This window comes from Microbacterium sp. NPDC064584 (genome assembly GCF_040687315.1).
Lineage (GTDB): Bacteria > Actinomycetota > Actinomycetes > Actinomycetales > Microbacteriaceae > Microbacterium > Microbacterium lacus.
Map to the genome: position 1 here is coordinate 208,705 of NZ_JBFBMZ010000002.1, position 15,850 is coordinate 224,554.

The 15,850-nt window shown below is 68.3% G+C and carries 18 protein-coding genes and 2 tRNA genes; 7 read left to right on the forward strand and 13 right to left on the reverse strand.

Annotated features, from left to right (window positions below):
* The 6 genes from AB0P18_RS05480 to AB0P18_RS05505 form a co-directional block, all read right to left on the reverse strand.
* Positions 1-492, reverse strand: a complete 492-nt coding sequence (locus tag AB0P18_RS05480) for a DUF2017 family protein (RefSeq protein ID WP_363359271.1) — start codon at positions 490-492, stop codon at positions 1-3.
* The gene (clpS, locus tag AB0P18_RS05485; RefSeq protein WP_363359272.1) at positions 489-794 is read right to left on the reverse strand and encodes an ATP-dependent Clp protease adapter ClpS; all 306 of its coding nucleotides are present in this window, start codon (positions 792-794) and stop codon (positions 489-491) included. The genes AB0P18_RS05480 and clpS overlap by 4 nt, the downstream gene beginning before the upstream one ends.
* Positions 785-1,126, reverse strand: a complete 342-nt coding sequence (locus tag AB0P18_RS05490; RefSeq protein ID WP_363359273.1) for a metallopeptidase family protein — start codon at positions 1,124-1,126, stop codon at positions 785-787. Before AB0P18_RS05490 ends, clpS begins: the two co-directional genes overlap by 10 nt.
* A 22-nt stretch (positions 1,127-1,148) precedes the next feature.
* Positions 1,149-1,224, reverse strand: a tRNA-His gene (locus AB0P18_RS05495).
* Between the two features lie 37 nt (positions 1,225-1,261).
* On the reverse strand, positions 1,262-1,888 hold the full coding sequence (gene orn / locus AB0P18_RS05500; protein WP_363359274.1) for an oligoribonuclease: 627 nt from the start codon (positions 1,886-1,888) through the stop codon (positions 1,262-1,264).
* A gap of 45 nt (positions 1,889-1,933) precedes the next feature.
* Positions 1,934-2,005 (reverse strand) — tRNA-Arg (locus AB0P18_RS05505).
* 111 nt (positions 2,006-2,116) lie between these two features.
* Here AB0P18_RS05505 and AB0P18_RS05510 point away from each other — a divergent pair.
* Positions 2,117-2,329 (forward strand): methyltransferase, encoded by a 213-nt coding sequence (locus AB0P18_RS05510; RefSeq protein WP_363359275.1) that lies wholly within the window; start codon positions 2,117-2,119, stop codon positions 2,327-2,329.
* A 23-nt stretch (positions 2,330-2,352) separates the two neighbouring features.
* On the opposite strand, the gene AB0P18_RS05515 is transcribed toward AB0P18_RS05510, so the two are convergent.
* Positions 2,353-2,979: a hypothetical protein gene (locus tag AB0P18_RS05515; protein WP_363359276.1), complete on the reverse strand. Its 627-nt coding sequence runs from the start codon at positions 2,977-2,979 to the stop codon at positions 2,353-2,355.
* A gap of 61 nt (positions 2,980-3,040) precedes the next feature.
* On the opposite strand from AB0P18_RS05515, the gene AB0P18_RS05520 reads away from it, so the two are divergent.
* Positions 3,041-4,462, forward strand: a complete 1,422-nt coding sequence (locus AB0P18_RS05520) for a PLP-dependent aminotransferase family protein (protein WP_363359277.1) — start codon at positions 3,041-3,043, stop codon at positions 4,460-4,462.
* A 34-nt stretch (positions 4,463-4,496) separates the two neighbouring features.
* Here AB0P18_RS05520 and AB0P18_RS05525 read toward each other — a convergent pair whose 3' ends face one another.
* Positions 4,497-4,787, reverse strand: coding sequence for a hypothetical protein (locus AB0P18_RS05525; protein WP_363359278.1), 291 nt, complete (start codon positions 4,785-4,787; stop codon positions 4,497-4,499).
* A gap of 220 nt (positions 4,788-5,007) precedes the next feature.
* Here AB0P18_RS05525 and ssb point away from each other — a divergent pair, with 220 nt between their 5' ends.
* The 4 genes from ssb to AB0P18_RS05545 are packed head-to-tail and all read left to right on the forward strand — an operon-like array spanning position 5,008 to position 8,411.
* Positions 5,008-5,547: a single-stranded DNA-binding protein gene (gene ssb / locus AB0P18_RS05530; protein ID WP_363359279.1), complete on the forward strand. Its 540-nt coding sequence runs from the start codon at positions 5,008-5,010 to the stop codon at positions 5,545-5,547.
* Positions 5,548-5,602: 55 nt separating this feature from the next.
* Complete coding sequence (locus AB0P18_RS05535) at positions 5,603-6,181, forward strand: hypothetical protein (RefSeq protein ID WP_363359280.1); 579 nt, start codon at positions 5,603-5,605, stop codon at positions 6,179-6,181.
* Positions 6,182-6,223: 42 nt separating this feature from the next.
* Entirely contained in the window at positions 6,224-7,906 is a 1,683-nt protein-coding gene (gene ettA / locus AB0P18_RS05540) for an energy-dependent translational throttle protein EttA (RefSeq protein ID WP_344053899.1), read from the forward strand.
* Entirely contained in the window at positions 7,899-8,411 is a 513-nt protein-coding gene (locus AB0P18_RS05545; RefSeq protein ID WP_344053897.1) for a thioesterase family protein, read from the forward strand. Before ettA ends, AB0P18_RS05545 begins: the two co-directional genes overlap by 8 nt.
* Before the next feature lie 6 nt (positions 8,412-8,417).
* Here AB0P18_RS05545 and AB0P18_RS05550 read toward each other — a convergent pair whose 3' ends face one another.
* The gene (locus tag AB0P18_RS05550; protein WP_344055831.1) at positions 8,418-9,272 is read right to left on the reverse strand and encodes an acyl-CoA thioesterase II; all 855 of its coding nucleotides are present in this window, start codon (positions 9,270-9,272) and stop codon (positions 8,418-8,420) included.
* An 88-nt stretch (positions 9,273-9,360) separates the two neighbouring features.
* Here AB0P18_RS05550 and AB0P18_RS05555 point away from each other — a divergent pair, with 88 nt between their 5' ends.
* Positions 9,361-10,038: a hypothetical protein gene (locus AB0P18_RS05555; protein ID WP_363359281.1), complete on the forward strand. Its 678-nt coding sequence runs from the start codon at positions 9,361-9,363 to the stop codon at positions 10,036-10,038.
* Here AB0P18_RS05555 and AB0P18_RS05560 read toward each other — a convergent pair.
* The 4 genes from AB0P18_RS05560 to pepN form a co-directional block, all read right to left on the reverse strand.
* Positions 10,035-11,702 carry an FAD-binding dehydrogenase gene (locus AB0P18_RS05560; protein WP_363359282.1) on the reverse strand — a complete coding sequence of 556 codons (1,668 nt, stop codon included), beginning with the start codon at positions 11,700-11,702 and terminating at the stop codon, positions 10,035-10,037. The two genes, AB0P18_RS05555 and AB0P18_RS05560, sit on opposite strands and share 4 nt — an antisense overlap.
* Positions 11,703-11,726: 24 nt before the next feature.
* Positions 11,727-12,113: a globin gene (locus AB0P18_RS05565; protein WP_344053889.1), complete on the reverse strand. Its 387-nt coding sequence runs from the start codon at positions 12,111-12,113 to the stop codon at positions 11,727-11,729.
* Complete coding sequence (locus tag AB0P18_RS05570) at positions 12,110-13,189, reverse strand: mechanosensitive ion channel domain-containing protein (RefSeq protein WP_363359283.1); 1,080 nt, start codon at positions 13,187-13,189, stop codon at positions 12,110-12,112. The genes AB0P18_RS05565 and AB0P18_RS05570 overlap by 4 nt, the downstream gene beginning before the upstream one ends.
* 92 nt (positions 13,190-13,281) lie before the next feature.
* Positions 13,282-15,825, reverse strand: a complete 2,544-nt coding sequence (gene pepN, locus AB0P18_RS05575) for an aminopeptidase N (protein WP_363359284.1) — start codon at positions 15,823-15,825, stop codon at positions 13,282-13,284.
* Between the last annotated feature and the right edge of the window lie 25 nt (positions 15,826-15,850).

Below are 15,850 nucleotides of genomic sequence, written 5' to 3' on the forward strand. Positions count from 1 at the left end.
TCAGGTCTCGTTCTCGACCGCGCGGACGAGACCGTCCAACCGGTAGCCCAACCAGTCATAGATCCCGAACCGGGGATCCTCGTCGTCGTGATCGTCTTCGGACTCGATGCCGAGCCGGTTCGCGAGCACGAGGCGGATGGCGGCCAGAGCGCGCAGCCATGCCTGGACGGCATCGGCATCCAGCGTGAGGTGGACGACCTCCATCGGGTCGTCCGCGTCCGCGAAGCTCGCGGCGGGTGAGAGAGACCCGAGGACGATGCCCGCGTCCGCACGGCGGCGTTCCAGCAGATCGCGCTCGGTGAGCTCGCGGAACTCGCGCGCTGCGCCGGCGTCATCGGCGTACGCGTCCGGCACCAGCCGGAGCACCGCCGGATCCGTGCCCGACGCCGCGCCGGAGTCCTCCAGAAGCTCGGCGAACTGCGCCACCAAGCCGGCGAGGTGGGTGGCCTCGAGGCGTGTCAGTTCGAGGACCACGCTGCGATCACCGGTCACCGTGGCGCCTGCCGAACTGTCGCCCAGAGCCCGTAGTCGTGCATGGCTTGAGTATGCAGCTCCATCTGCTCCCTCGCGCCTTCTGCGACGACCGCGTGCCCGTCATGATGCACAGCGAGCATGAGCCGTTCGGCTTCGGGGCGATCGAACCCGAAGTACTCGCGGAAGACATGGGCGACGTAGCTCATCAGATTGACGGGGTCGTTCCAGACGACCGTCTGCCAAGGATGATGAGGGTGCTCGGAACCCGTGGTGCGGAGGTCTTCGCCGAGATCGGGGAGTGCGACCGACATCACGCCCATCCCAATTCGTGCAGGCGTTCGTCGTCGATGCCGTAGAAATGGGCGATCTCATGCACGAGCGTCGTATGCACTTCGTCGCGCAATTCATCGGCCGTCTCGCATGCCGCCAGGTGGGGCTCGCGGTAGATGATGATCCGGTCGGGCAACTCGCCGATGCCGTAGCGGTCGCGTTCGGTCAGAGCCCAACCGTCATACAGACCGAGGAGGTCGAGGCTTCCATCCTCCGGACGGTCTTCCACCACGAACACGACGTTCTCCAGACCATCGACCATGTCGTCGGGGAGCCGATCGAGTTCGGCCGTGACGAGTGCTTCGAACCCCTCGGGATCCATCTGCATCAGATGCTCTCCTGCTTGGGGTGAGTAACGGGGCTCGAACCCGCGACATCGGCCACCACAAGGCCGCGCTCTACCAACTGAGCTATACCCACCATGTCTCCCGCGCGAGCGGGCAACCCGAAGATTCTCTCATACTTCGGGCGCGAACGACGAAAGCGCCGCCGATGCCGCGGCGCGTGCCGTGTCGCTGGTCGGCCCCGGTTCGGGGACGAACACGGCCGAGCGGTAGTAGGACAGCTCGAGGATCGATTCGCGGATGTCCGCCAACGCGCGGTGACCGCCGCCCTTCGCCGGCGCGTGGATATAGGCACGGGGGTACCAGCGTCTACTGAGCTCCTTGATGCTGGACACATCGACGTTGCGGTAGTGAAGCCACCTGTCGACGCGCGGCATGTACTTGGCCAGGAACATGCGGTCGGTGCCGATCGTGTTGCCGGCCAGCGGCGCCTTGCCCTGCAGTGGCACGAAGCGCTGGATGTATTCGAGTGCCTCGAATTCGGCTTCGGCGAGGCTCACGCCGTGGGGAATCTCCGTCAAGAGCCCTGACTTCTCGTGCATCGCCGTCACGAAGTCGTTCATGTGCGCGAGCGCGGAGTCATCGGGCTTGATGACGATCGAAAACCCTGGGTCGAGAGGGCGGAGTTCGAAGTCGGTCACGACAACGGCGATCTCGACGAGTTCGTCGATCGCGAGGTCGAGGCCCGTCATCTCGCAGTCGATCCATACGAGACGATCGTTCTCGGAAGCGCCCACCATTGCTCCATCCTAGCCAGGGGGCACGGACACGGATCTCGGGCGAAGCCCCCCCGGAGAGATTCGAACTCCCGACCAGCCGGGTAGAAACCGGACGCTCTTCCACTGAGCTACGGAGGGTGACGCATCTACGCTACCCGTCCGCCTCGCACAGCCGGAAGTCGCCGCCGCGTGGCACTGGCAGCGCGCGCGCCGGCGGCGTACGTTCGAAGACACGGAAGGAGTTCGATGATGAGCACGACCGAGACACACCACGCCCTCTGGGTCGCCTATGGAGCGTCAGGAGTCGCCGGCAGCATCCGCAAGGATGACGACGGCTACACCGTCACGATGGCCGGGGCGGACACGACCGCGGGAACGTACCCGTCGATGGAGGTCGCGAAGAGCGCCCTGCATTCCCGGATGCCCGCCGGAAGCGACTGGCCCCGGTTCCAGGAGCACTGATCCATCCCACGGGGACGGAGCCGTCAGACGCGGGCGACTGACGCGTCGGACGGCTTCGCCGCGAGGGCGGTGTTCGCGCGCGCTGTGTCGAGGAGCGGGAGCGCGACGTGCACGAGCGGGCCGATGAGCGCGGCGAAAAGGACCGTGCCGATGCCCACGGTGCCGCCCAGAAGCCAGCCGATCGCGAGCACGGAGATCTCGACGGACGCACGGCACGCCCAGATCGGCCAGCCCAGACGTGCGTGGAGCCCCGTCATGAGCCCGTCTCGGGGACCGGGCCCGAATCGCGCCCCGATGTAGAGTCCCGACGCCAGGGCGACCAGGACGATGCCACCCAGCAGCACGGCCACCTGGAGGAGGACGCCCGAGACCGGCGGCACGAGCCAGAGCACGGCCTGCATGCTCGTCCCGACCAGGAGGATGTTGGCGATCGTGCCGATTCCGGGCTTCTGGCGGAGCGGGATCCAGACGAGCAGGACGAGGAAGCCCACGATGTTCGTGACCCACCCGATGCCGATCCCCGTGTGGACCGAGATGCCCTGGGCGAAGACGGTCCACGGATCCACCCCGAGCCCCGCCTCGACCGTGAGGGCGCACCCTGCCCCATAGAGGAAGAGGCCGACCAGGAGCTGCACCACACGACGCGTCATGGCCCCATTTCATCGCATTATTGGACTGGTAGCACCAGGCCAATGCGGATAGTCTGGCCCGGTGGACTCCCGCATATCGGCTCGTTCCCTCGGAGCGGCACTGGGTGGTTGGCGTACGCGTGAGCCGGCATATGAGGCCCTCGCCGATGGCATCCGTCTTCTCTGCCTCGACAACCGCATCGCGCCACGTACGACGCTTCCCGCCGAGCGCGAACTGGCGTCGGCGCTGCAAGTGAGTCGAAGCACTGTCGCGACGGCGTACCGGAGCCTGCGCGATTCGGGACATATCGCGAGTCTGCGAGGGTCGGGGAGCATGACGCTGCCTCTACGGCGAGCGGATGCCGGCGCTGTCGCTCCGCGAGAGGGGGCCATCGACCTCCAGCAGGCGAGCCCACCGGCATGGCCCGGACTGGCCGGACTGTTCTCGGATGTCAGTCTGTCCGCCTCCTCGATCGTCGCGCGGACGGGGTACGACATGGTGGGCCGGAGCGATCTGCGCGAAGCGATCGCGGGCCGGTACCGCGAGCGCGGCATCCCGACGTCCGTCGACGAGGTGCTGGTCACCACGGGTGCGCAGAGCGCGATCCACCTCCTCGCCGCCGTGTTGCTGGGCAGGGGGGATCGTGTCCTGATCGAGACGCCCACTTACCCACACGCTGCCGATGCCCTGCGGCGCGCGGGCGCCCGGCTGATCGGTGTACCGGTGACCCCGGAGGACGGCTGGGATCTGGACCGCGCCGAGCAGGCGTTTGCGCGCGCGTTGCCGGTGCTGGCCTACCTGATGCCCGACTTCCAGAACCCGACCGGGCGTTCGATGTCCGCAGACGAGCGGATCTCGATCGGCGAGGCCGCACAGCGCGCGGGTACGTTCCTGGTCCTCGATGAGACCACGGCCGACCTCGACATCGATCGCGGGTTGCAGTCGCCCGCCTTCGCGAGCGATCCGGAGTCGGTCATCCGGATCGGCTCGCTGGGCAAGACGGTGTGGGGAGGGCTGCGCGTGGGATGGGTCCGGGCCGGCGCGGATCTGATCCGCCGTCTCGTGGCCGCTCGTCCGGCGCACGATCTGGGCACCCCGGAGTTCGAGCAGGCGATTGCGACAGCCGCTCTGCGGCGATTCCCGGAAGTGATCGCGCAGCGCTCCCATCTGCTCCGGGCAGGCCGGGATGCCGCTCGCGAGGCGCTCGCGACGCTGCTCCCGGACTGGCGGACTCCGGTCGTACACGGGGGAGTGTCGCTGTGGATCGGGCTGGATGCCCCGCTGAGTTCACCGCTCGTGATGGACGTGCGATCGCGAGGCCTGCTGCTGTCGGCCGGCTCGAGATTCGCGGTGGACGGCGGGTACGACCGGCACCTTCGCCTTCCCTTCACGAGCGGGCCTGCCGAGCTCATCCGCGCCGTCGAGATACTCGCCGACGCATGGCCCCGGGTGCGCGGCGGGGCGCCCGTGCAGTCATCGATGCAGCTCGACGCCGTCATCTGATCCCGGCACGCCGTCATCTGAGCCCCGCCCGCCGTCAGCGGGAGAACCTCAGGCAATCGATGGCGTCGTCAGCCGCCCAGAATTCACCCAGCTCGCGGAATCGACCGGATGCCGCGTGGAAGCGACGAGCGCGATACCGCGTGTCTGCGCCGGCGGTCATCACCTGGAGGTGGCCGATCACCCGGCCGGGGCGGTCGATCACCCGCCACAGGGCGGGCCCCGCGGCCGTGAGTGACACCGCACGGGTGAGGACGGGCGGTGACAGGTCGGGTGCGGCATCGCGGCGCGACGCCGAGAGCCGGGCGGCGGTCGATGGTGCGGTCATGATCGTTCTCCCCTCCCATCGAAGATACGTTCGACCTCCGACACGCCGGCAGTTCGTCGATTCCTCCCCAGGACGCCTCGGCGCGACGTTGTCCGCAGATCTCCGCTCGACCCGCACCTGTTGGCCCTTAGACGGGCATCGTGGAGCTGCGCCGGCGCTCTCAACGGGCACGGGGCGCCGGCGCAGCCCGAGGACGGACTTCGGGAGGAGAGGATGCGAGATGAACGACACGATCACGATCGTCGGAACGATCGGCACGGACCCCGAGCGGAAGGTGCGCGGCGGCGTGCCCATCACGACGTTCCGCGTCGCGAGCAAGGAGCGCCGCTTCGACAAGGCATCCGGGGCATGGGTCGACGGCGAGACGAACTGGTACACGGCATCGGCGTACCGAAGGCTCGCCGACCACGTCTACGAGTCGCTGCATCGCCGGGAACGCGTCATCCTGACCGGGCGGCTCAAGGTGCGCAACTGGGACACCGGCGAGAAGCGCGGCACGTCGGTCGACATCGACATCGATGCGATCGGTCATGACCTGCTCTTCGGCACGACGGCATTCCGTTCCGACGACGCTCGCTCGGACGAATCGGGCTCGGCGGCCGCGCCCGCCGAGGAATGGGCGACGACTTCTTCCGACGGTGGCTGGGACGTGGTGGAGCAGTCGACGTCGAGCTCGGCGAGCCCCGCACTCCCGTCCCCGGCGGTGGAGCCGGCGCAACCGAGAGAGCCTGAGCTCGTCGGTGCCGAGACGCCGTTCTGACCGCGGAGACGGGCATGGGGCGGGCGGGGCAACCGTCGCGACTTACACTCGAGACGTGCCCTGCCGCCCCGAGTGCCACCCGGACATCCCCCGTCCGAGCGCGCCGCGGGCCGCGATCGGAAATGTCTCCCTCCGCCGACGCGCGACCGGAGCGCCGGTCCCGGCGATCCTCCTTGCAGGCCTCATCGCCCTCTCCGGGTGCACACCGGCCGGGCAGGACGCCGAGCCGCTCACGACGGCGACGACGGCCGTCGAGACGGCGACTCCGTCTGCGTCACCGTCAGCGGGTGAACCCACGGGGCCCGTGCTGATCCCGGACGGCACGGCCGAGGACAACCTGCCGCTGTTCTCGAGCATCGTCGCGGCGGTCTGGGCCACGCCCCAGCAGGTCACCGGACAGGCATATGTCGACGCTCTTGTCGCCGCCGGCTTCGACAAGGCTGCGATGCAGCTGACACCCGATCGGAGCACCGTCGGCAATCCCGCCGAGAGCATCCAGTTCTCGGTGCGCTGGGGTCAGGATTGCCTCGTCGGTCAGGTGGGGCCGGCCACCGGGGAGCCGGTCGCCGTCATCGTGCCCGTCCTCGCGGAGGGCACCTGCTTGGTCGGTCAGACGCGCCCCATCGACTGGTGACGGCGGATGGGCACGACCGCGCGCACGTAGACTGGACCGGTTATGGCTGAATACATCTACTCGATGGTCCGTGCCCGCAAGGCAGTCGGCGACAAGGTGATCCTCGACGACGTCACGATGGCGTTCCTCCCGGGGGCCAAGATCGGCGTCGTCGGGCCCAACGGCGCGGGAAAGTCCACGATCCTGAAGATCATGGCGGGAATGGACACGCCGAGCAACGGCGAGGCCAAGCTCAGCCCCGGCTACAGCGTCGGCATCCTGATGCAGGAGCCCGAGCTCGACGAGGACAAGACGGTCCTGGAGAACGTCCAGCAGGGCGTCGGTCCGATCAAGCAGCAGCTCGACCGGTTCAACGAGATCTCCGGGCTCATGGCGGACCCCGATGCCGATTTCGACACGCTGCTGGCCGAGATGGGGACGCTCCAGGAGGCGATCGACGCGGCCGACGCCTGGGATCTGGACTCCCAGCTCGAGCAGGCGATGGACGCGCTGCGGACGCCTCCGTCCGAGGCGATCGTGGCCAACCTGTCCGGCGGTGAGAAGCGGCGTGTGGCGCTGTGCAAGCTCCTCCTGCAGAAGCCCGACCTCCTGCTGCTCGACGAGCCCACGAACCACCTCGACGCCGAGAGCGTGCTCTGGCTCGAGCAGCACCTCGCGAAGTATCCCGGCGCCGTCCTCGCCGTGACCCACGATCGCTACTTCCTCGATCACGTCGCTGAGTGGATCTGCGAGGTCGACCGCGGCCGCCTCTACCCGTACGAGGGCAACTACTCGACCTACCTGGAGAAGAAGCAGGAGCGTCTCCAGGTTCAGGGCAAGAAGGACGCCAAGCTCGCCAAGCGTCTTGCGAGCGAGCTCGAGTGGGTGCGCAGCAACGCGAAGGGCCGTCAGACGAAGTCGAAGTCGCGCCTGGCCCGCTACGAGGAGATGGCCGCAGAGGCGGATCGCACCCGGAAGCTGGACTTCGACGAGATCGTCATCCCGCCGGGTCCGCGCCTGGGACAGGTGGTGCTCGAGGCCAAGAAGCTCCAGAAGGGCTTCGACGGCCGCAGCCTGATCGACGGGCTGAGCTTCAGCCTCCCGCGCAACGGCATCGTCGGCATCATCGGCCCGAACGGCGTCGGCAAGACGACGCTCTTCAAGACGATCGTGGGTCTCGAACCGCTCGACGGCGGCGAGCTGAAGGTCGGTGAGACCGTCGACATCTCGTACGTCGACCAGAGTCGCGGCGGGATCGACCCGAACAAGACCCTGTGGGAGGTCGTCAGCGACGGTCTGGACTGGATCCAGGTCGGCAAGGTCGAGATCCCGTCCCGCGCGTACGTCTCGCAGTTCGGCTTCAAGGGTCCCGACCAGCAGAAGAAGGCGGGCGTCCTCTCCGGTGGTGAGCGCAACAGGCTGAACCTCGCCCTCACCCTCAAGCAGGGCGGAAACCTCCTCCTCCTGGACGAGCCGACCAACGACCTGGACGTCGAGACGCTCGGCAGCCTGGAGAACGCGCTGCTCGAGTTCCCCGGATGTGCGGTCGTCATCACTCACGACCGGTGGTTCCTCGACCGCATCGCCACGCACATCCTGGCGTACGAGGGCACCGCCGACGACCCCGACAACTGGTACTGGTTCGAGGGCAACTTCGAGGCGTACGAGGAGAACAAGATCGAGCGTCTCGGCGCGGACGCGGCCAACCCGCATCGCTCCACGTACCGCAAGCTCACGCGTGACTGACGAGGAGTTCGTGGTGTCGGCGACCGCGGACGGTCGCCGACTCCACATCCCCATCCACTTGCGGTGGGGTGATCTGGACGCCTTCAATCACGTCAACAACGCCTCGATGCTCAAGCTCCTCGAAGAGGTGCGTGTGCGCGCCTTCTGGCGACCCGGAGCGGACGAGGCCGCGCCGCCGACGGCCGTGCTCGACTCCGGCATCGACGCCGGCACGCTGACGCTCATCGCCCGGCAGGAGATCGAGTATCTCCGCCCCGTGCCGTACCAGAGGAACCCGCTCGACGCTCAGCTGTGGTTCGGCAAGATCGGCGGCTCGAGCATCGAAGTCTGCTACGAGGTCTTCAGCCCTGCCTCCGGTGCGACGCAAGAGCTGTACGCGCGTGCATCGGCCGTCGTCGTCATGGTGGATGCGACCACCGGAAGACCGGTTCGCCTCACCGACGAACAGCGCTCCGCGTGGGAACCGTTCCTCGGCGCGCCGGTGGAGTACGCCCACCGGCGCTGAAGGTCCTCACTCGCGCGGCGCCTCGGGGAGCCGGATCATGATCTCCTGCGCGACGCTGGCCACGAGAACGCCGTCGCGGCTGAAGATCCGCCCTGTCGCCAATCCTCGTCCGCCGCGCGCGTTCGGGGACTCCTGAACGTAGAGCATCCATTCGTCCACGCGACCGGGACGGTGCCACCACATCGCGTGATCGAGACTCGCGACCTTGAGCCCGGGCGTCGCCCACGCCACACCGTGTGCGCGCAGGATCGACTCCTGGATCGTCATGTCGCTGAGGTAGGCGAGTGCCGCGCGGTGCGTCGCCGGGTCGTCGGGGATCTCGCGCCGCGTGCGCATCCAGACGGCCTGCCGGGGCACGCGCTCGCCCTGCACCGACAGATAGATCGGCGAGGGCACGTGACGAAGATCAAGCGGCCGGTCGGTGAACAGTCTCTTGGAGACCGGGTGGAGGCCGGCGAGGTGGTCCTCCAGGTCGGGCAGGTCCTCGGGAGCGGGGAGCCCTGCCGGCATCTCCGCCTGGTGCTCGATCCCGGGGTCCTCGTCCTGGAAGGAGGCGATCATGGAGAAGATCGGCACGCCCTGCTGGAACGCCTGGGTGCGACGTGTGGAGAACGAACGGCCGTCGTGGATGCGGTCGACGGAGAATGTGATGCCCTGGGATGCGTCGCCGGGGCGCAGGAAGTATCCGTGCATCGAATGCACGGATCTTCCGTCCGGGATCGTCCGCTCCGCGGCGACGATCGATTGGGCGAGCACCTGGCCGCCGTACACACGCCCGAGAGGCATCGACTGGGACACCCCGGTGAAGATGTCCTCGGTCGTGCGCGCACCGGACTGCGACAGATCCAGCACCGCGAGCATCGAGGCGACCGGGTCGGGATCGGGGGAGTAGTCGTCGGCGGCGGGGGTGGTGTGCGGGGCGTCGATCACAGTGTTGTAGCTTAGGCGGATGTCGTCGCGCCTGATCTTCACGGACGCCGCGGCGGCCGCGGACGCCCTGACTTTCGCGGGCCGGACGGCACGCCTCGGCGATGAAGCCGTGCGCCTGCAGGCTTCGAGCGGCACGCTCCTGATGACGGCGGCTCCGCTCGCTCCGAGAGGGCTGTTCGATGCGACCCCCACGGTGCTGGCGATGCGCGCGCTGCCGGTGGACCCCGAGCTCGTGTGCGATCTGGTCGTGTCGGCGGGGAGTCTGCAGCCCGCGGATGACGATGCGGCACACCTCGTCCTTCCCGACACGGCGCTGTCACCGTCCTGGGCGGGTGTCACCCCGCCGCGAGCCGGGTGGACGGAGATCGCCGAGGTGCCGGCATCCGTCCTCGCCTCCCGCGCCCAGTGGGGGATCGCCGCAGTCGCTGAGGCGCTGCCGCAGGATTCGGGGGAGGATGCCGTCCGCGCGGTGCGTGCGGCCGTCTGGGGCGCCCCGGACGAGGCCTTGGGGGGGATATCGCTCGGCGCGGCCTTCGCCGCCTTCGTGCTGGGCTTCATCGTCGGCGAGGAACAAGCGGCCGTGCGCGAAGCAGGGGCCTGGACGAGGCTGTCCCTCGTTCGCGGACACGTCGTGGTGAGGGGACCGGCACGCACCGGCCTCACCGCCGTGCGGTCGACCGGCGCGCCGGTCGTTTAGACCGCAGTCGCTGCCGCACGTCCTGCCGCTCGGCCCGAGAACAGGCACCCGCCGAGGAACGTCCCCTCGAGCGCGCGGTACCCATGCACGCCCCCGCCGCCGAACCCGCTCGCCTCACCGGCGGCGTAGAGCCCGGGGACCGGCCGGCCGTCGACGCCCAGCGCCCGCCCGTCCAGGTCCGTCTCGATGCCGCCGAGCGACTTCCGGGTGACGATGTGGAGCTTGACCGCGATGAGAGGTCCGGCCTTGGGGTCGAGGATCCGGTGCGGGTCGGCGGTGCGCACGAGCCGGTCGCCGCGGTAGGCGCGGGCGGAGCGCAGCATCGCGATCTGCGCGTCCTTCGTGAAGTCGTTGTCGATCTCACGGTCGCGTGCCTCGATCTCGAGGCGAACCCGATCGGCATCCAACGCGTCCCCTCCCGGTGCGGCGCGCATCGCAGTGATGAGGTCATGCAGGTCATCACGGACGATGAAGTCCTCTCCGTTGTCCATAAAGGCCTGAACGGGTGCTGCGGCCCCTCTGCCCAGTCGTGACTTCACCAGGAGCGGGATGTCGCGTCCGGTGAGGTCGGGGTTCTGCTCGCTGCCGGAGAGGGTGAACTCCATCTCGATGATCTGCCGCGACAGCACGAACCAGGAATGGTCGTACCCGGTGGTGCGCAGGTGCTCCAAGGTGCCGAGCGTGTCGAATCCGGGGAACAGGGGGACGGGAAGGCGTCGGCCGGTCGCGTCGAGCCATACCGACGAAGGACCCGGCAGGATGCGGATGCCGTGCTGCGGCCACACCGGATCCCAATTGCGGACGCCCTCGACGTAGTGCCACATCCGGTCGCCGTTGATGAGTCTGGCGCCGGCCTTCTCGCCGACGGCCAGCATGGATCCGTCGACATACTCGGGAACCCCCGCGATCATCGACGCAGGAGGCTCGCCCAGCCGAGCGGGCCACTGACGTCGGACGAGGTCGTGATTGCCGCCGATTCCACCCGATGAGACGATCGTCACGCCCGCAGTGACCTCGAACTGCCCGATCGGTTCGCGGGCGGACGCCGCGCCCCGGACGGCACCGGACGGGGCGAGCACGTCGCCGGTGGCCCCGATGACTCGCCCGTCCGCGGAGCTGAGCGCCGTCACGCGGTGGCGCGGCAGGATCGTCAGCGTTCCCCGGGTCTCCGCCTCCTCGACCGCGGCGACGAAGGGCGCCACGATCCCCGGCCCCGTTCCCCACGTGATGTGAAAGCGCGGGACGGAGTTGCCCGGGCCGGTCGCGGTGTATCCGCCGCGCTCGGCCCAGCCCACGACCGGGAAGAAGCCGACGCCCTTCTGGCGCAGCCATGAGCGCTTCTCCTCGTGGGCGAAGTGAAGGTAGGCCTCGGCCCAGCGCCGCGGCCACGCGTCCTCCTCGCGGTCGAACCCCGCAGTGGCGAACCAGTCCTGGCGGGCGAGATCGATCGAGTCCCGGATTCCCATGCGGCGCTGCTCGGGGGAGTCGATGAAGAACAGACCGCCGAACGACCACCACGCCTGGCCGCCGAGGTTCGTCCGCGGCTCCTGGTCGACGATCGTGACCGTCCGCCCCGCCGCGACCGCCTCGGAGGCGGCGACGAGGCCGGCGAGCCCCCATCCGATCACCAGGAGATCCGTGGTGTGGTGCGTACCTGAGGACATGGCGACTCCTTCGTCGACGGACGGTCAGGGCGTGGGTTCGAACGTATTCACCATCGCGAATGCGGCGCGCTGCAGGTAATCCCACAGTGTCGCCTCCTGCAGCGGTGGGAGGTCGAGCTCGTCGACGGCGGCGCGCATGTGCTGGAGCCAGCGGTCGCGGGCGTCGGGATTGACGTGGAACGCGGCGTGCCGCATGCGCAGACGAGGATGTCCGCGCTGCGCGCTGTAGGTCGTGGGTCCGCCCCAGTACTGCTCGAGGAACAGCGTCAATCGCTCCGCCGCCGGTCCGAGATCCTCCTCGGGGTACATCTGACGCAGCACATCGTCGGTCGCGACACCGCGGTAGAACGCGTTCACGAGCCTCGCGAAGGTCTCGTGTCCTCCGACTTCGTCGTAGAACGAGAGCGTCACGCCGAGCCCTCGGGGTTCTCCGGAGGGGACTTCGGCGTGCGCTTGGGCCGCCAGATGGGGCGCTCGGGCGGCGGGGGCGCCGTGACGGCCGTCGTGGGCTTCGTGCGCGGCGGGTTCGCTCCCCGCACCCGCTGCGCCCCTTCGGGACCGGACAGCACGATCGAGTTGAGCTGGGGGAGGGTGAGCCCCATCGTGTCGATGGCCTTCATCACCCGCATCCGCAGTTCGCGTGCGACGTCGTCCTTCGCGTTCGTGCGCGTCTTCATCACGAGTCTGATCACCAGTGCATCGCCCGAAATGGACTCGAGGCCCCAGACTTCGGGCTTCTCGATGATGCGCGTGCGCCACTTCGGGTCCTTGGCCAGCTCCTTCATCGTCTCCATCATGGCCGCCTCGACCTCGTCGACATCGGTATCCACCGGCAGCGCGAGGTCCACGATCACGCGCGACCAGCCCATCGACATGTTGCCGATGCGGGTGATCTCGCCGTTGCGGACGTACCAGAGCGTGCCGTTGACGTCACGCACGGTCGTGATCCGCACACTGACGTGTTCGACGATGCCGGTCGCGAGCCCCAGGTCCACGACGTCGCCGATCCCGACCTGATCCTCGGCGACGATGAAGATTCCGTTGAGGACGTCCTTGACGATGTTCTGCGCGCCGAAGCCGAGCCCGGCGCCGACCGCCGCCGTGAGGAGCGTCAGCGACCCGAGCGCGTTCGGCGCGACGAGTGTCACGACGAGCAGGATGGCGATGACCACGATCGAGACGTTGACGACGTTCTGCAGGATCGACCCGAGCGTGCGCGTGCGCTGGACGAGGCGGATCGATGCCAGCGGGGAGCGCTCCAGCGCCTGGGTGTCATCGACGTTGGCCTTGCCTTTCGCGCCGTTGACGATGCGATTGACCACCCTGCGGATCACGAGCTTGAGGATCCAGCTCAGCAGGAGCGCGCCGACGATGATGCCGAGCACGCCCAGGATCAGCAGGCCGAAGTCGCGCAGGAGGATCAGCAGATCCGACCAGAGGGTCGGGGTCTCCTCGGGCGGGGTTTCTGCGAGGGGAACGAATCTCATCGTCCCGATCCTAGTTCGACGCGTCTCCGTGACACCTGGACGCGCGGATGCCCCGGTCCGCCGAGGCGGGCCGGGGCATCCGGGGGTGTGAACTAAGAGGCGTCGCGATCCTGGACGGCGAGGGCGCGCTCGACACCTGCGAGGTTCTCATCGACCAGACGACGGAGCGCCGGCGCGGCCTCCGGGTTGGCACGCAGCCATGCGCGGGTGGCGTCCTGCAGTTCGCGATCGGCCAGAGGCGCCGGGTACAGGCCGACGATGATGTACTGGGCGATCTGGTACGACCGCGAGTTCCAGATCGGCAGCAGCATGTCGAAGTACTCCGTCACGAAGCCGCGCAGCTGCTCCACACCGGCCGGGTGCTGGAAGCCCAGTGCGGTGGACCGCACGATCGTGTTCGGCTTGTCGTCCTTCCCGATGAGCGAATCCCAGGCGGCGCGCTTGGCCTCCGCGGTCGGAATCGACGCCTTAGCCTGCGCGGCGAACTCGCCGCCCTTCGCCGTGTTGTCCGCCGCCAGAGCCTCGTCGATCGCGGCGACATCCGCGCGCCCACCGGCTGCCAGAGAGATCAGAAGCTGCCAGGCGAGGTCGGTGTCGATGTCCAGGCCCGGCAGCGTGAGCGCGCCGTCGCGGAGCGTCTGTACCGTGTCCCAGTGAGCCGGGGTGGAGGCCGCGGTGGCGAAGGCGGTGACGAACTGCAGCTGGCTGTCGCTGCCGGCTTCGGCGGTCTGCGCGAGCTGCCACAGTCCATCGGCGACCTTCGCACGGGTCTCGTCCCGCTTCTGCGGGGACACGTACGAATTGGCGGCGAGCTGGAGCTGGGCCAGCGTCGTCCGCACCGTCGTCGACTCGGACTCGCGTCCGATGTTTCGCAGCACGAGGTCGACGTAATCGGACGGCGAGGATTCGGCATCCCGGGTCTGATCCCACGCGGCGCCCCACACGAGCGAGCGAGCGAGAGGGTCTGCGATGCCCCCGAGGTGCTCGATCGCGGTGCGCAGAGACCGCTCGTCCAGGCGGATCTTGGCGTACGCGAGATCTTCGTCGTTGAGCAGGACGAGATCGGGCCGGCGCTGTCCCTTGAGCTCCGGCACCTCGGTGAGGTCGCCGTCGACGTCGAGCTCGACGTGGTGGACGCGCTCGAGGGCGCCGTCGGTCACGTTGTAGAAGCCCACGCCCAGACGGTGCGGACGGATCGTCGGGTAGTCGGCGGGCGCGGTCTGGGTGATCGCGAAGCGCGTGATCACCCCGTCGGCGTCCTCGGAGATCACCGGCGCGAGGGTGTTGACCCCCGCCGTCTCGAGCCATTTCTTGGCCCACGTCCCGAGCTCCCGCCCGCTCGTGGTCTCGAGCTCGGTCAGGAGGTCGGACAGCTCGGTGTTGCTCCACTCGTTCTTCTTGAAGTAGGCGGCGACGCCCGCGAAGAACTGCTCGATGCCCACCCACGCGGCGAGCTGCTTGAGGACCGATCCGCCCTTGGCGTACGTGATCCCGTCGAAGTTCACCTGCACGTCTTCGAGGTCGTTGATCTCGGCGACGACGGGGTGGGTCGAGGGAAGCTGATCCTGGCGGTACGCCCAGGTCTTCTCCATCGCGTTGAACGTCGTCCAGGCCTCGGTCCACTCCGTGGCCTCGGCCGTCGCGATCGTGGAGGCCCACTCGGCGAAGGACTCGTTCAGCCAGAGTCCGTTCCACCACTTCATGGTGACCAGGTCGCCGAACCACATGTGGGCGAGTTCGTGCAGGATCGTGACGACGCGGCGCTCCTTGACGGCGTCGGTCACCTTGCTGCGGAAGACGTACGTCTCGGTGAAGGTCACCGCGCCGGCGTTCTCCATCGCTCCGGCGTTGAATTCGGGGACGAACAGCTGGTCGTACTTCGCGAACGGATAGGGGTAGTCGAACTTCTCCTCGTAGTACGCGAATCCTTCGCGCGTCTTGTCGAAGATGTAGTCGGCGTCCAGGTGCTGCCAGAGGCTCTTGCGGCCGTAGACGCCGAGCGGGATCACGCGACCTGACGCACTGGTCAGCTCGGAGCGGACCTCCTCGTAGGGTCCCGCGACGATCGCCGTGATGTACGACGAGATCCGCGGCGTCGGTTCGAAGACCCACGTCGCGCGGCCGTCGCCGTGCTTCTTCGGCTCGGGGGTCGGCGAGTTGGAGATGACCTTCCAGGGCTCCGGAGCGGTCACGGTGAACACGAAGGTCGCCTTCAGGTCGGGCTGCTCGAAGACCGCGAAGACGCGCCGGGAGTCCGGCACTTCGAACTGCGAGTACAGGTACACCTCGCCGTCGACCGGGTCGACGAAGCGGTGCAGGCCCTCACCGGTGTTCGTGTAGAGGCAGTCCGCCTCCACGACGAGCTCGTTCTCGCGCTGGAGTCCCTCCAGCGCGATGCGCGAGTCGGCGAACGCGCTCACCGGCACGTCGCGGCCGTTGAGCGTGATCGACTGCACCTCGCGGGCGATCAGATCGATGAACGTGTCCGCGCCTTCCGTGGCCGAGAATCGCACGACGGTGCGCGACCCGAAGATCTCGGCGCCCCTCGTGAGATCGAGTCCCACCTCGTAGGAGTGGGTGTCGACGATCGCGCGGCGCTCCTGCGCCTCGATGCGGGTGAGGTTCTCTCCAGGCACTGCTACTCCCAGGTTCTACGGGGTC

Excerpts from the sequence above, each read along its gene's own strand:
- clpS (WP_363359272.1), bottom strand. The coding sequence starts at position 794 with ATGGGCGTGATGTCGGTCGCACTCCCCGATCTCGGCGAAGACCTCCGC.
- AB0P18_RS05490 (WP_363359273.1), bottom strand. The coding sequence starts at position 1,126 with ATGGATCCCGAGGGGTTCGAAGCACTCGTCACGGCCGAACTCGATCGG.
- orn (WP_363359274.1), bottom strand. The coding sequence starts at position 1,888 with ATGGTGGGCGCTTCCGAGAACGATCGTCTCGTATGGATCGACTGCGAG.
- AB0P18_RS05510 (WP_363359275.1), top strand. The coding sequence starts at position 2,117 with ATGAGCACGACCGAGACACACCACGCCCTCTGGGTCGCCTATGGAGCG.
- AB0P18_RS05515 (WP_363359276.1), bottom strand. The coding sequence starts at position 2,979 with ATGACGCGTCGTGTGGTGCAGCTCCTGGTCGGCCTCTTCCTCTATGGG.
- AB0P18_RS05525 (WP_363359278.1), bottom strand. The coding sequence starts at position 4,787 with ATGACCGCACCATCGACCGCCGCCCGGCTCTCGGCGTCGCGCCGCGAT.
- ssb (WP_363359279.1), top strand. The coding sequence starts at position 5,008 with ATGAACGACACGATCACGATCGTCGGAACGATCGGCACGGACCCCGAG.
- ettA (WP_344053899.1), top strand. The coding sequence starts at position 6,224 with ATGGCTGAATACATCTACTCGATGGTCCGTGCCCGCAAGGCAGTCGGC.
- AB0P18_RS05550 (WP_344055831.1), bottom strand. The coding sequence starts at position 9,272 with ATGCTCGCGGTGCTGGATCTGTCGCAGTCCGGTGCGCGCACGACCGAG.
- AB0P18_RS05555 (WP_363359281.1), top strand. The coding sequence starts at position 9,361 with ATGTCGTCGCGCCTGATCTTCACGGACGCCGCGGCGGCCGCGGACGCC.
- AB0P18_RS05560 (WP_363359282.1), bottom strand. The coding sequence starts at position 11,702 with ATGTCCTCAGGTACGCACCACACCACGGATCTCCTGGTGATCGGATGG.
- AB0P18_RS05570 (WP_363359283.1), bottom strand. The coding sequence starts at position 13,189 with ATGAGATTCGTTCCCCTCGCAGAAACCCCGCCCGAGGAGACCCCGACC.